The organism is Streptomyces sp. NEAU-174, assembly GCF_052665095.1.
Genome location: NZ_JBQTCE010000001.1, coordinates 481,395 through 494,966 on the forward strand (window position 1 = coordinate 481,395; position 13,572 = coordinate 494,966).

12 protein-coding genes and 1 pseudogene are annotated in these 13,572 nt (G+C 69.0%); 8 read left to right on the forward strand and 5 right to left on the reverse strand.

All coding sequences use genetic code 11. From position 1 onward, the window contains the following. Positions 1–15 precede the first annotated feature (15 nt). The 5 genes from ACT2CW_RS01930 to ACT2CW_RS01950 all read left to right on the forward strand — a co-directional run bounded on the left by ACT2CW_RS01930 (position 16) and on the right by ACT2CW_RS01950 (position 3,849). On the forward strand, positions 16–1,062 hold the full coding sequence (locus ACT2CW_RS01930) for a rod shape-determining protein (protein WP_445515274.1): 1,047 nt from the start codon (positions 16–18) through the stop codon (positions 1,060–1,062). Positions 1,063–1,236: 174 nt separating this feature from the next. Continuing rightward, positions 1,237–1,833, forward strand: coding sequence for a sigma-70 family RNA polymerase sigma factor (locus ACT2CW_RS01935; RefSeq protein WP_075200395.1), 597 nt, complete (start codon positions 1,237–1,239; stop codon positions 1,831–1,833). Continuing rightward, positions 1,830–2,642 carry a zf-HC2 domain-containing protein gene (locus ACT2CW_RS01940; RefSeq protein WP_445515275.1) on the forward strand — a complete coding sequence of 271 codons (813 nt, stop codon included), beginning with the start codon at positions 1,830–1,832 and terminating at the stop codon, positions 2,640–2,642. The genes ACT2CW_RS01935 and ACT2CW_RS01940 overlap by 4 nt, the downstream gene beginning before the upstream one ends. Before the next feature lie 152 nt (positions 2,643–2,794). Next, the gene (locus ACT2CW_RS01945; protein ID WP_311767017.1) at positions 2,795–3,340 is read left to right on the forward strand and encodes an RNA polymerase sigma factor; all 546 of its coding nucleotides are present in this window, start codon (positions 2,795–2,797) and stop codon (positions 3,338–3,340) included. After that, a complete protein-coding gene (locus ACT2CW_RS01950; protein ID WP_445515276.1) occupies positions 3,337–3,849 on the forward strand; it encodes a zf-HC2 domain-containing protein in 513 nt (170 codons plus the stop codon). Before ACT2CW_RS01945 ends, ACT2CW_RS01950 begins: the two co-directional genes overlap by 4 nt. A 166-nt stretch (positions 3,850–4,015) precedes the next feature. Here ACT2CW_RS01950 and ACT2CW_RS01955 read toward each other — a convergent pair. From ACT2CW_RS01955 to ACT2CW_RS01975, 5 genes and pseudogenes are all read right to left on the reverse strand, one after another. Continuing rightward, a pseudogene (locus tag ACT2CW_RS01955) lies at positions 4,016–4,426 on the reverse strand (signal peptidase II); the annotation flags it as partial. 231 nt (positions 4,427–4,657) lie between these two features. Continuing rightward, a complete protein-coding gene (locus ACT2CW_RS01960; RefSeq protein ID WP_445515277.1) occupies positions 4,658–5,923 on the reverse strand; it encodes a glycoside hydrolase family 5 protein in 1,266 nt (421 codons plus the stop codon). An 8-nt stretch (positions 5,924–5,931) separates the two neighbouring features. Next, positions 5,932–6,279, reverse strand: coding sequence for a response regulator (locus ACT2CW_RS01965; protein WP_020870319.1), 348 nt, complete (start codon positions 6,277–6,279; stop codon positions 5,932–5,934). Between the two features lie 1,014 nt (positions 6,280–7,293). Further along, on the reverse strand, positions 7,294–8,370 hold the full coding sequence (locus tag ACT2CW_RS01970; RefSeq protein ID WP_445515278.1) for a glycoside hydrolase family 6 protein: 1,077 nt from the start codon (positions 8,368–8,370) through the stop codon (positions 7,294–7,296). Between the two features lie 18 nt (positions 8,371–8,388). After that, the gene (locus ACT2CW_RS01975) at positions 8,389–9,375 is read right to left on the reverse strand and encodes a S8 family serine peptidase (RefSeq protein WP_311767016.1); all 987 of its coding nucleotides are present in this window, start codon (positions 9,373–9,375) and stop codon (positions 8,389–8,391) included. A 504-nt stretch (positions 9,376–9,879) separates the two neighbouring features. Between ACT2CW_RS01975 and ACT2CW_RS01980 the strand changes: the two genes are divergently transcribed. The 3 genes from ACT2CW_RS01980 to ACT2CW_RS01990 are packed head-to-tail and all read left to right on the forward strand — an operon-like array spanning position 9,880 to position 13,572. Further along, entirely contained in the window at positions 9,880–10,389 is a 510-nt protein-coding gene (locus ACT2CW_RS01980; protein WP_445515279.1) for a GtrA family protein, read from the forward strand. Next, entirely contained in the window at positions 10,386–11,681 is a 1,296-nt protein-coding gene (locus ACT2CW_RS01985) for a glycosyltransferase (RefSeq protein ID WP_445515280.1), read from the forward strand. Before ACT2CW_RS01980 ends, ACT2CW_RS01985 begins: the two co-directional genes overlap by 4 nt. Continuing rightward, complete coding sequence (locus tag ACT2CW_RS01990) at positions 11,671–13,572, forward strand: ArnT family glycosyltransferase (RefSeq protein ID WP_445515281.1); 1,902 nt, start codon at positions 11,671–11,673, stop codon at positions 13,570–13,572. Before ACT2CW_RS01985 ends, ACT2CW_RS01990 begins: the two co-directional genes overlap by 11 nt.

Consider the following 13,572-nt stretch of genomic DNA (forward strand, 5'->3'; position numbering starts at 1 on the left):
CAGGGGAGACCTGCCATGACCATCAGCCTCGAGGCGCTGCGCCGCTGCTCCATCGCCGTCGACCTCGGCGCGGCCAGGACGCGCGTCTACCTCAGGCGCACCGGGCTCATCGTCGACGAGCCGACCGTGGCCGCCGTGAACACCCACACCGGCGGGCTGATCGCGGTCGGCACGCTGGCGCAGCGGATGACCGGGCGGACGCCCGCGCACATCCGGGTGGTCCGGCCGGTCTCCAACGGCACCGTCGTGGACATCGAGATGGCCCAGCGGATGCTGCGGCTGCTGCTGGGCAACAAGCTGCGCCGCGCCTGGCGGCGCCGCCCGCTGGTGAGCGCCGCCGTCTGCGTGCAGCACGACGCCGACCCGCTCGCCCAGCGCGCCGCCATGGAGACGCTCACCGGGATCGGCGCCAGGCGGGTCGAGCTGGTGGACACCCTGATCGCCGCCGCCGTGGGCTGCGGCCTTCCGGTGGAACGGCCCGAGGCGACGATGATCGTGGTGTGCGGCGCGGCCACCACCCAGGTCGCGGTCCTGTCGCTGGGCTCGATCGTGGCCGCCGAGCGGGTGCCGGTGGGCGGCGAGACCGTGGACCACGCCGTCGTCCAGCATCTGCGCAACGAGCACGCGCTGATGCTGCCCAGCCAGGCCGTCCGCCCGCTGCATCTGATCGTCAAGGACAGCGCGGGCGGCGCGGACGGCGCCCCGGCCGTGCAGAGCACCGAGGTGCACGGCCGGGACGTGGCCACCGGGCTCGCCCGGACCGTACGGATCGATGTCGAGGGTGTGCGGACCGCCATCCGCACCCCGCTCACCGGGGTGCTGGACGCCATCGGCACGGTGCTGCGCCGCTGTCCGCCCGATCTGGTGGCCGACCTCGCCGACCGCGGCATCATGCTGGCGGGTGGCAGCGCGGTGCTGCCCGGGTTCGACACGATGCTGCGCGAGGCCACCGGCATGCCGCTGAACATCGCCGACCACCCCGACGTCTGCGCGGTCGAGGGGCTCGGCGCGATGCTCGACGGCAAGGTGCAGCCCCTGCTGCTGGACGCGATGGTCTCCTGACCGCCCCCGGTCGCCGGCCCCTGGCCCCTGACACCCGCCCCCTGCCCCCTGACCTCTGATCGGAAATTCTTCGTGACGCGTTGAGCGGCTGCCTCCCCCCGTGCGTAGTGAAGGGGGAAGAGGCCGACATGGCCGCCGATCCCCCCCGGGGCTCAGACCGGGAGTCGTCCGTTGATGTTGTCCAACTCAGGTCAGGTCCTGGAGGTTCAGGTGCACGACGACGCCGCCGTGGCCGATGAGCGTCCGTCAAGATCCAGGCGTGGTACGCCGGACGAGCAACTCATGCGCGCGCTCTACCAGGAGCACGCCGGGCCGTTGCTCGCGTTCGTACTGCGACTGGTCGCGGGCGACCGGCACCGCGCGGAGGACGTCGTCCAGGAGACCCTGGTGCGCGCCTGGCGCAACGCCGACCAGCTGTCCCGGGCCACCGGCTCCATCCGGCCCTGGCTGGTCACCGTCGCCCGGCGGATCGTGATCGACGGACACCGCAGCCGGCAGGCCCGGCCGCAGGAGGTCGACCCCTCCCCGTTGGAACTCATGCCCGCGGAGGACGAGATCGACCGTGCACTGCGGCTCATGACCCTGACCGACGCGATGCAGGACCTTAGCGACGCCCATCGCGAGGTGCTGGTCGAGACCTACTTCAAGGGGCGGACCGTCAACGAGGCGGCCCAGACCCTGGGCATACCCAGCGGGACGGTACGGTCCCGGGTTTTCTACGCGCTGCGCTCGATGAAGCTCGCGCTCGAGGAGAGAGGAGTAACGGCATGACAGCGCAGACGCACCATCCGGGACATGACGCCGTTGGCGCGTATGTGCTCGGCGTGCTCGACGAGGCGGACGCCACCTATTTCGAGGAGCATCTGGCCGGCTGCGACCAGTGCGGACGGCAGCTGGACGAGCTGACCGGACTGGAACCCCTGCTGGCCGATCTGGCCGCCGACGTCCCCGGGATCCACGCCAGCCCCGGGCGGACCCAGCTCACGGGCCACACTCCGCATGCCTTCAGCGCCACTCCCAACGCCATCGAGACCCTCACCGCGCGCCCCGGTCCGGCCCTGTTCAACCGGATGGTCGGCGAGGTCGCCGCGTCCCGCGCCAAGCGGCGGCGGCGCGGTCTCTACCTGGTCGCGGCGGCGGCCGTACTGATCGTCGGCGGCCCGGTCGGCACGATCGCGGTCACCTCCGGCGGCTCGGACAGCTCCGTCACGGCCGCCCCCAGCGAGAGCGACCTCTTCGCCGGAATGCCCGACAAGGTGCAGGGCACCGACCCGGACACCAAGGTGAACGCGGCGGTCGCGCTGGAGGACAAGATGTGGGGCACCGACGCCGTCCTCCGGCTGAAGAACCTCAAGGGCCCCCTGGATTGCAGCCTCATCGCGGTCTCCAAGAACGGCCATGAGCAGACGATGATGACCTGGTCCGTGCCCGAGTGGGGCTACGGGATCGAGGACAGCCCCAAGGCGGAGGCCAGAGGTCCGCTGTGGGCGCACGGCGGCGCGGGCATGAAGCGCTCCGACATCGAACGCTTCGAAGTCCGTACGACCGACGGCAAGCGCCTGGTCTCCCTGAACGTCTGACCCGCCACCGAAACGTCCGGCCTGCCACCGATACGTCCAACCCGCCACTCGGATCGCCGATCAACCCATGCGGCGCGGTGAGCGAGATGTTACACAGAGTGTGATATGTCGTGCTTCGCGTCCCCGGGGGGTCGGATCCGAGGAGGCACCCCGTGGCTGACCCGGACGCCCATCAGCAGCGCATGTTCACTCAGTATGTGCTGCCCGAGGTCGAGGTGCTGCTGCGCGTGGCCATGTCACTGACCACCCAGCGAGCCGACGCCGAGGATCTCGTGCAGGACACGTTACTACGGGCGTACCGGGCAGTCGGCCGTTTTGACGGGAGACATCCACGGGCCTGGCTGCTGACGATCATGCGGCATGCGGAGGTCAGCCGGCGCCGCCAGCGCCGGCCCCGGCTGCTCGACGATCCGGACACGGAGCTGGAGCGGCTGGTCCCGGCCCGGGACGCGACGCCGGAGGAGCTGGTGGTGGACACGACGTTCGACGAGGCCGTGGACGCCGCGTTCACGGCGCTTCCGCTGCGGGACCAGCAGGTGGTGCGGCTGGTGCACGTGGACGGACTGTCGTACGCGGAGGCCGCACAGGTGCTGGACGTCCCCAAAGGGACGGTGATGAGCAGGCTGCACCGGGCGCGCAAGCGGATCCGGAACCAGCTGCTGGCCGCGGGAGTGGAATCGGAGCGAGGTGGCGCATGAGCAGATGGACATGGTGGCGGACCCCACGCACCACGGGGACCACGCAGACCACCGGACGGCTCCGGACCACACGATGTCCCCTGGGCGCGCCGATGCTCCAGTCGTATCTGGACGGGGAGCTGGACGCCCCGGCCGCGGCCCGGGTGCGCGCCCATGTGGCCGAGTGCCACCGCTGCGCCCGGGAGCTCGCCGTCTACCAGCGGATCAGCGAGGCGCTGGCCGCCCGCGCGACGATCGACGAGGCGGTGCTGGACCGGCTCAGGGACTTCGCGGAGTCCCTCGCGGAGCGGGAGAGCCGGGAGCCGGGGACGGAGGGGGCGCCGCAGGAGCCGATCCCGGGGACGGAGACGGTGCCGCCGGAGGCGATGCCGAACGAGACGAGGTCGGCCGAGAGGATGTCGGCCGAGACGAGGCCGGCCGAGGAGATGGAGACGGAGACGGTTCCCGGAACGGCGCCGGGGGCGGATCTGGACGCCGATCAGGGCGCGGTGCACAAGGCGGGAGGCTGACGGCCAGCGGATCAAGCCCCGCGCCCGGGCCGCTCGGGCCCGGGCGGGCGGTCCGTACGCGTTCGCGTCCGCGCTCACGCTCGCGCTCGCGCGAGGGTCTGCGCAGCAGCAGGGCCGCGGTGAGCAGGGTTCCGCTGATCAGGGCCACATCGGCGAGGTTGAAGACCGGCCCGCGGGCGTCCAGCGTGATCCAGTCGATGACGGCGCCGCGCAGCGGGCCCGGCGACCGGATCATCCGGTCGGCGCCGTTGCCCAGCGCTCCCCCGGCGATCAGCCCCAGGCCCAGCGCCGCGCCCCGGCCGCGGGCCCGCAGCCCGGCACCGGCCGCGCCCAGCGTGGCCACCGCTCCCGCGAGCGTGATCACCACGATCAGCGCGGGGCGGCTCTGGCCCAGGCCGAAGGCCACCCCGGTGTTGCGCACCAGCAGCGCGCAGAAGGGCCCGAACCGGGCCTGCGGCCCCGCGGTGCCGCTCCAGGCGGCCAGCGCCATCGCCTTGCTCAGCTGATCGGCCAGGATCACGGCGAGCGCGACCAGGGGGAAGAGCAGCCGGCCGGTCGCCGGATGGGGCTTCATCATCGGCCTCCCTGGGGGCGGGGGCCGGTCCGCGGGCGCGGCCCGCGGCCCGGGAGGGAAACCCGCCGGGCGGCCGCCCCACTTCCCTTCCGGCGGAACGAATCAGAACCAAACGGGCGCCAGGGAAGAAAAGACGAGGGCCCGCAGGCGGCACTGCCTGCGGGCCCTCGCTGCTTGCCAACGCCGTGATCAGCTATGTGGTCATCGGCGGTGTACCGAAGGGGTTACTCCGACTTACTTCCCCTTCTTCGCCTCCAGGAGCGGCGTCTGGTACTTGGCCAGCATCTTCATCTTGTTCTTGTCGATCGTCTTCCAGTCGTTCTTCAGCACACCGCCGGTGTCACCCGAGTCCGGGTTCCAGGTCCAGTAGGTGTAGCTGATCTGGTGCTTCTTGAGGTAGTCCATCAGGGCGTTCTGCCAGACGGCCTCGGAGCTCTTACCGGCGGTCTTCTTACCACCGAACTCACCGAGCAGCAGCGGGGCGATGTTCTGCTTCTTGATGTACGCCCAGTGCTTCTCCCAGATGGCCGGCATGTTCTTCGGGAAGTCCTTCGCCATGAACCAGTTCTGGTTGTAGACGCCCGGACCGTAGTCGTGGGCCGAGTAGACGACCTTGTTCGGCTCGCTGAGCTTCACCGGGTGCTTCTTCACACCCTGGAGGTCACCGCCCCACCAGAACTGCTCGTTCTTGTGGCGGTCCGTACCCTCGACGAAGATCAGCCAGTTCTTGTTGACCTTGTGGATCGCGTTACCGGCCTTGGTGGCCGCCAGCTGCCAGTCGGTCTTCGGGTTGCCGTCGCCCCACGTGGCCTGGCCACGCGGCTCATTGTGCAGGTCGGCGCCGATCACCCGGTCGTTGTTCTTGTAGCGCTTGGCCAGCTTGACCCAGTCGTCCATCCACTGCTTCTCGGAGAGGCTCTGGGAGTACCACAGCTCGCTCTGGCCGTACTGGTCCGGACGGTGCTGGTCCAGGATCACCCGGATACCACGGTCGGTGGCACCCTTGACGATCTTGTCCATGATCTGCTGGGGGGTGAGGCCCTTCAGATCGGGGTTCTTGTGGTAGTCGATGCCGTCGGGCTTGGCGGACGACTTGAACATGTCGTTCGCGTACGGCAGACGCATCGTGTTGAAGCCCTGCTTGGCCATCTGGTCCAGCATGGACTCCCAGCTACGGGTCCACAGGCCGTGCGGCGCGTAGGTGCCGGTCTCGAAGCCGAACCAGTTCACACCGGTCAGGACGACCTTCTTACCGTCGGCGTCGACGATGTCGCCCTTCTTGGTGGACAGGGGACCCTCGGCGCCCGCACCGGATGCCTTGACGGCGGAGGTAGTGGTGGTGGTGGCCGACTGGCCATCGGAGTTGTTGTTCACCGCGAAAGCGGTGACCGTGCCACCCACGGCAGCAGCAGCGACGACGGCCGCGGCGATACCGAAGCGGAGACGCTGCGAGCGCGGCGCACGCTTGGTCTCGGTGGTCGGGGCGTTGTTCTGGTCCATGGGGGAATTCATTCGGAGATGCTCCTGAGCAAATCGGGTACTGCGGTTTTCAGGACGCTGGGGTTGTTCGTCGGAGATTCCAGACATTCCATCTGCGGGTCGGAGACTGCGGTCAGCCGGACAATCCGCGCGGACGGTAGGAGTTCGCCGATCAGGCGGACCAACCGCTGCGCTTGCCAGCTGGGCTCATCCACGTCGATCAGCACCACATCCGGCTGCATGTGGTTGGCCAGAGAAATTGCCTCCCGGGCCGAACCTGCAATTCCGGATAGCTCCAGTCCGGGCTCCTCGACTACGAGATCGGCGAGAGCACTCAACACCAATGGGTGGTGCTCCACGACGAGAACTCTGTGCATCGATTGGAGCTCCTTCGGGGCTTGTCCTTTCGCTTCACGACATTAGGGAGTGACCGCAGTCGGAATCGCCGTACGCCTGGCTGAAATCTGCGTACCTCAATTGCGGGAATTCAGGGCACACCAAACGGCCGAATTCCGCCTACCTCAGTTGAGGTAGAGGAATTCGGCCGTTTTATATGGGTTATGTCCGTTTTGGGGGAGGTGGTTCGGGGTGCTCAGGAGTGCCCAGAGGCAGCCCAGAGGGCCCTCAGGGCATACAAAAGGCGCCGGTCACGAAGTGACCGACGCCTAGGGGGCGCCCGGCGGATCTTTCCCCTCCCCGCCCCTTCCCGCTACCAGGGGCTCCGCCCCTGGACCCCAGGCCTGGCGGCGAACCCCCCGCCCGGGGCCAAGAACGGAGCCCCCGCCCGGGCCAAGGGCGCAGCCCCCGCATCCGGGGCCAAGGGCACAGCCCCAGCCCCGGGACCAGGGGCGCAGCCCGAGCTTCGGGACCAGGGACGCAGCCCCAGCCTCCGGGACCAGAGGCGAAGCCCCCGCCTCCAGGACCAGGAGCGCAGCCCGAGCTTCGGGGCTGGGCGGCCTCGCTGAAGTCCGGTGCGGTTCGGTTGCGCCCCGAAGGGGCGCGGGGAACTGCGCGACCAGCCACGACGGCGCCGCAGTCGGCCGACGACGCATCGCAACACTTCCAGCGGAGCGCTTAGGGGCGCCCCCCGGTTGGGGCCAGGGGCGCAGCCCAACTTCGGGGCCAGGGGTTGCAGCTCCCGTCCGGGGCCAGGGGCGGAGCCCCAGCGTCCGGGGTCAGGGGCGGAGCCCCCGCCCGGGGTCAGCGGCGCAGCCCCAGTTTCGGGGGCTGGGCCCAGTCCAGGGCCAGGGGCGCAGCCCCAGCTTCGGGGCCAAGGGCGCAACCCCCGCCCGGGGCCAGCGGCGCAGCCCCCAGCGTCCGGGGTCAGGGGCGGAGCCCCTGTTTCGGGGAGGGGCGGGGAGGGGAGGAGCCCGCCGCAGGCGTCGCGAGCCTCAGCGGGTCAGGCGGTATGCGTAGCCGGGGACGAACATCCCCGCGCCGGCGGCGCAGCCGTCCGCCTGGCCCGGCTGCTTGACCCACAGGAAGGCATCGACCCCGGGGATGCCCGTGGCGGCGGTAGGGGCCCTGCCCAGCTTGCGGCCCGGCGGATCGCAGAAGCTGTGCTTACGCGTGGGCCCCGCCCCGTTACGGCTGGTGTCCACCACGACCCCCAGCCGGGGCCGGCGCAGCTCCCGGATCACGGACAGCCCGTAGCGCACCTCGTCCGCGGTGGCGTTGAAGTTGGAGACGTTGACCGCTATCCCGTCCCCGTACCGCTCTATCCCGGCGCGCCGCAGCCGCTCGGCCATGGTCCGCGCGGGCTGCCAGCCGGAGTTCCCGGCGTCGTAGTAGACCCGGGCGCGGGGCGCGCCCCGCTGGAGCGACCGCGCCGCGTACGCCAGCGCCGCGAACCGGTCCGCCTGCTGCCGCCGCTTGAGACAGCTCATATGGGCCAGCGCGTCCGGTTCGAGGATGACGATCGCGCGCCCGTCCCCTATCCCCCGGGTGAGGGCCTCGCTCCAGCGCCGGTAGGCGGCCGTGTCCCCGGCGCCGCCGGAGCTCAGCTGCTGGCAGTCGCGCTGGGGGATGGTGTAGGGGACCAGCACCGGCAGCCGTCGCCGGGCGGCGGCGGTGCGGACCAGGTCGCGGGCCCGCTCCTCGATCAGGGACTCATTGGTCTCGGTGAGCCAGGCGGCCTGGGGCTCGGCGGCGATCCGCCGGGCGATGGCCGTCGCCCGCCGGTCGTGCGGATGGTCCCGCACCCAGGTCGCGGCCGGGTTGTGCGGGTCGACGTAGAAGCGGGTCGTGGCCGGGAAGAACGGCTTGGCCACGGGGAGCGACGGCTTGGTGGCGGGCGGTCGCACCGGGCCCACGAACAGGGCCTGTACGGTGGTCGCCGCCATCACCACCTCGACCACCAGCACCATCACGATCAGCTGGGCGACGACGCCCCGCCCCGCCGACCGCGAGGTGCGGGCACGCGCCGGAAGGCGGGGGCGACGGTCGCGGCCGCACAGTTTCGTGATCATGGCGAGTCCTGCCCGGCCTCAGCCGTGGTGGGAGTTGTCGGGCGGCCTGCGGCGGCTGATGAGCACCACCGCCAGGATCGCGAGCACCACCAGGACCCCGGCCACCACACCTATCGTGACCAGGGCGGATTCATCCCCCTCGGTTTTGGGCGCGGCGGCGTCCGGCGTGGCGGACGGATGGCGGCGGGGCGCGGAGAGCTCGGCGGAGGCGGGGGGCGCGGCCCGGTCCGCCAGCGCCTTGGCCGGGGCGATCACCCCGTACCCATAGCGCGGGTCATGGCCCGAGGAGCCCTTGCGGTCTGCGGTGTCGATCAGCTTCTGGACCACCTGATTGGCGTTCCAGCGGGGGTGCTCCGCGCGCAGCAGCGCGGCGCCCGCCGCGACCCAGGGCGCCGCGAAGCCGGTGCCGTCGCCGGTCCAGTAGTCGTTGTTGCCGGAGGTGGTGAGGATGGCGACGCCGGGGGCGGCCAGGAGGGTCTTCCCGCCGTGGTGGGAGGAGGTCCAGACGGCGCCCTTCTTGTCGGTGGCCACCACGGCGACCACTCCGGGGAGGGCGGCCGGATAGGTGGGCCGGTTGCCGATCTTCCCGTTGTCGCCCGCGCCGGCCACGATCACGGCGTCCTTGTCGACGGCGTACTTCACCGCGGACCGCAGTGCGGGGGTCGGCCGCTTGAAGCCGACGGCCAGGTCGATGACGCGCACGCCATGGTCCACCGCGTGCCGGATGGCCTTCGCGGTGGGGTCGGCGAGGGGCTTTCCGTCGCGGTAGACGCCGAGCGGCATCACCTTGGCCTTGGGCGCGAGCCCGTACACCCCGTCGCCGCGGTAGTTGCGGCCGGTCCCGGCGATGATTCCGGCGGCATGGGTGGACTGCTCGGCCGTCTTGCCGCCGTCCCGGGTGCCGTAGCCGCCGGTGCCGCCCGCGAAATCCTTTCCGCGGACCACGCGGCCGCGCAGATCCGGATGGGAGGCGTCGACCCCGGTGCCGATGACCGCCACGGTCACTCCGGCGCCTTTGCTGAATTTCCAGGCGCGCTCCGCCTTGAGCGCGACCAGCGCCCATTCGGAATCATGCAGCCCACCGGAATCGCGCAGTCTTCCAGAGTCGTGCAGTCTGCCGGAATCGGAATGACTTGCCGCAGCCGGCGTGGCCAGTGCGAGTGTCATCACGGCGATGACCGCTCCGGCCCGGCCGGCGAATGGATGGCGTGACATCACGTGACCTGACATTACGTCACCTACTCTCCTCGCACGGGACGCAAGGCCGTCCGGCCCATTTCATCTTTGGGCATCCCCCGCAGGTACTGGCACCCGCGAGAGGGTGAGCGCGCCGTCCCTTCTTTGGGGGACCGGTCCGGATACCCCGGACCCGGCTCTCCCCAATACGGGGGATGGGAGGGGTCCACCGAAGGTGTACCACCCGCTCCCCCGGGCGCGGGTACTACCTCCTTTTCGGGTGACGCACTCTTGGGTCAACGGCGATAAGAGCCTCCTGTCGAGGGAGTCGCGATGCAGCGTTTCCGAACGTTCAGCGAGCGCACCGGAGAGCCGGGCGAAGAGGCGGACAGCACCGACCGTAATGCCCGTAGGCGGGCCGGAATGCTGTTCCGAGTCCGCCAGGTCCGGAACCCGATGGCGGGCATGCCCGGTCTTGCCCTGCGTTTCGCGGTGGTCGGCGGGGGCGGTGTGGTCGTGAACTCGGTGGTCCTCTTCGTCCTCTATCACTGGGCCGGACTGCCGCTGCTGGTGGCGTCCTCGATAGCGGTGGAAATCGCCGTCGTTCACAACTATCTGCTGAACGACCGGTGGACCTTCGCGGTGGCCGCTCCGTCCCTCGGCCGATTCATCAAGTTCAATGTCTCGGTCCTTGGCGGACTCGGGGTCAATGTGCTCATCGTCTGGACACTGGTGCGCACCGGAACGCATCTACTGCTGGCGAATTGCGTCGGTATCGCGGCGGCATTCGCGGTCAACTTCGCGTCGAGTACCGGCTGGGTCTGGGGGAGGCGGAGCCGATGATTGTCGCCATCGTCTACCTGGTGCTGATCGTGGTCTCGATCCTGCTCACCGTGCAGTCGGCCCATGTCCTCTATCTCATGCTCTACACCTGGGACCGGGCGGATGCCGAACGGAGGGCCAGGGCGCCGGATGAATTCCTGCCGCCCCAGATCTCCTTCAGTGTCCTGCTGCCCGCCCGGCATGAGGAAGACGTCATCCAGAGCACCATCGAGCGCGTGGTGCGGGCCAACTATCCGGCCGAACTGCTGGAGGTCTTCGTGATCTGCTCACAGGACGACGACGGCACGATCAAAAAGGCCGAGGAGAAGATCGACGACCTGAAGCGGAAGGGGCTGCGCAATGTGCGGGTCGTGGTGTTCGACGACAAGCCGATCAACAAACCGCACGGCCTCAACACCGCTCTCCCGCACACCGCGAACCAGGTGGTGACGATCTTCGACGCGGAGGACGACATCCACCCGGAGATCTTCAACCTGGTGAACACCGTGATGGTGCAGGAGAAGGTCAGGGTGGTCCAGGCCGGTGTGCAGCTGATGAACTACGAGTCCAACTGGTACTCGACGCTCAACGTCCTGGAGTACTTCTTCTGGTTCAAGAGCCGGCTGCACTACCACGCCCACTACGGCTCGATCCCGCTCGGCGGCAACACCGTCTTCTTCGCCCGTGAGCTGCTGCTGCGGCTCGGCGGCTGGGACGACCGCAACCTCACCGAGGACGCCGACATGGGGCTGCGGATATCCGCCATGGGCGAGCGGGTGCGCGTGGTCTACGACGACCGGTATGTGACCAAGGAGGAGACCCCGCCGACCCTCGGCCACTTCATCCGCCAGCGCACCCGCTGGAGCCAGGGCTTTATGCAGACCCTGAAGAAGGGCACCTGGAAGAAGATGCCGACGCGCAAACAGCGTTGGCTCGCCTTCTACGTCCTGGTGTTCCCGCGCGGGCAGGCGCTGTTGGGCATCTATCTGCCGATCTCGCTCGGCATGATCCTGATCCTCAAGGTGCCGGTGCTGATCGCGCTCTGCTCCTATCTGCCTGTTCTGCTGCTGGCCGCGCACTTTCTGGTCCAGGCGGTCGGCCTGTACGAGTTCACCGGCGCCCACGGCCTCGAGGCCTCGCCGAAGGCCCTCGTGCGCATGGCCATCGCCTGGTTCCCGTTCCAGATGGTGCTGGCGTACGCCGCGCTGCGGGCCATGCGGCGGGAGATGCTCGGCCGCCACGACTGGGAGAAGACACAGCACGTAGGCGCCCACCGGGCCACCACCGAGGAGGCGGAGTCGCGTGTCGGATAACCCCATGCCCTCGCGGCCGGCGGCCGTCGACGCGGAAGGCCGGAAGACCGCGGCGAGGAAGAGCACCGCGCCGGGCAGGAAGGCCACGGCGAACAAGAACGCCGCGACGAGCAAGCGCACCACAACGGCCAAGACCACCGCGACGAGCAAGAACGCCGCGACGGCCAAGACCACCGCGACGAGCAAGAAGACCACGGCGAACAAGAACGCCGCGACGAGCAAGCGCACCACAACGGCCAAGACCACCGAGGCCCCCGCGCGGCGTCCGCGCCGCCGCCCGCGGTTCTCCGTGGAGCGCGGCTTGTTCCCGCCGCTGGGGGCCAAGGGCAGGATCGCCCTGGTCGTCTCCCTGCTGACCGGGCTGCTCACCCACGGCTACCACCTGTTCCGCTACCCCCTCTACCTCACCGACGAGGGCATCTATATGCAGCGGGCGTGGTCGCTGGTGCGGGAGACCAGCCTGTCCCCGTACACCTACGACTACGACCACGCCCCGCTGGGCTGGATCACCCTGGCCGGGTGGGTCTTCCCGCTGCCGAAGCAGTTCGAGACCTTCGGGAACGCCATCAACACCGGACGGTTTCTGATGCTGCTGGTGCATATCGCCAGCGTCTATCTGCTGTTCGAGATCGCCCGACGGCTGTCCGGCAGTGTGCTGGCCGCCACCGTCACCTCGTTCCTCTTCAACGTCTCGCCGATCGCGGTCTACTTCCAGCGGCAGGTCCTGCTGGACAACCTGATGATGCTCTGGCTGCTGCTGAGCCTGTTCATGCTGCTCAGGCGAGAAGTCACGATCAGATCGGTGTTCGGCGGCGGGGTGGCGCTGGGGATCGCCCTGATCACCAAGGAGAACGCGATCTTCTTCGTGCCCAGTTTCATGTATCTGCTCTACCGGAGGGTCAAAGGCTCGGCCAGCAGCCGGTTCACCAGCACCCTCTGGCCGTTCGCCGCGGCCACCCCGATCGGCGGCTATGTGACCTACGCACTGCTCAAGAACGAGCTGCTGCCGAGCGGTTTCGACTTCGATCTGAACAACCCGCCCGCGGACCATGTCTCGCTGCTCTACACCCTGTGGTGGCAGCTCAACCGCAACCAGGGCACCCTCTTCAGCCACACCGGGCTGCTTCAGAGCAGCTGGCTGGTCCGGGACAAGTTCCTGCTGATCGCCGGGGTGTGCGCGATGGCGATCTGCCTGTGGATCGGCATGCGGGACCGCAGGCGCAATCTGGGCTTTCTGATCGCCGGGACGCTGGCCCTCGGATACGCCTTCTATCTGGTGCGCGGCAGCGTGGTGCTGGACTTCTATGTCACCCCGCTGATCCCGATGTTCGCGCTCAACCTCGGCATGGTGACGGACCGGCTGCTCAAGGGTTCGTTCGCCAATCGGTTCATGCGCGGCGCGCATTCCGTGACCCGGGTCGCCGTGCCGTCGTTCGTGGCCATTCTGCTGCTGGCGTCACCGGCCTCCGGATATCTCGTCCACACCAATACCGAAGGCCATACGCAGATCGCCGACCAGTACCAGTCGAAGATCAACCTCACCGGAATGCAGCACGCCCAGATCGCCTGGGTGCGCAAGCACGTACCGCCGAATTCGCGCATCATCATGGACGACGACCTGTGGGGTGAACTGCACGATGTGCGCCCGTTCTACCCGTACGCGCATTCCCACTGGAACGCCTCGTCCGACCCGGATGTCCGCGACAAACTGTTCAAGAAGAGATGGCAGAACGTGGACTACATCATCTTGTCGAACAAGATGCGCAAATCCATGATGCTCAACAATGCCGACGGCCGGGAGAACTGGATTCTCCAGGCGCTGCGAAATTCCGACCGCGTCTGGTCGGTGACCGAGGGCAATATCAAGCTGGAAATCTACCGTGTGCAGTAG

Coding starts and splice junctions, on each gene's coding strand:
- ACT2CW_RS01950 (WP_445515276.1), top strand. CDS start 3,337: ATGAGCAGATGGACATGGTGGCGGACCCCACGCACCACGGGGACCACG.
- ACT2CW_RS01930 (WP_445515274.1), top strand. CDS start 16: ATGACCATCAGCCTCGAGGCGCTGCGCCGCTGCTCCATCGCCGTCGAC.
- ACT2CW_RS01960 (WP_445515277.1), bottom strand. CDS start 5,923: ATGGACCAGAACAACGCCCCGACCACCGAGACCAAGCGTGCGCCGCGC.
- ACT2CW_RS01980 (WP_445515279.1), top strand. CDS start 9,880: ATGCAGCGTTTCCGAACGTTCAGCGAGCGCACCGGAGAGCCGGGCGAA.
- ACT2CW_RS01965 (WP_020870319.1), bottom strand. CDS start 6,279: ATGCACAGAGTTCTCGTCGTGGAGCACCACCCATTGGTGTTGAGTGCT.
- ACT2CW_RS01985 (WP_445515280.1), top strand. CDS start 10,386: ATGATTGTCGCCATCGTCTACCTGGTGCTGATCGTGGTCTCGATCCTG.
- ACT2CW_RS01970 (WP_445515278.1), bottom strand. CDS start 8,370: ATGATCACGAAACTGTGCGGCCGCGACCGTCGCCCCCGCCTTCCGGCG.
- ACT2CW_RS01940 (WP_445515275.1), top strand. CDS start 1,830: ATGACAGCGCAGACGCACCATCCGGGACATGACGCCGTTGGCGCGTAT.
- ACT2CW_RS01935 (WP_075200395.1), top strand. CDS start 1,237: ATGTTGTCCAACTCAGGTCAGGTCCTGGAGGTTCAGGTGCACGACGAC.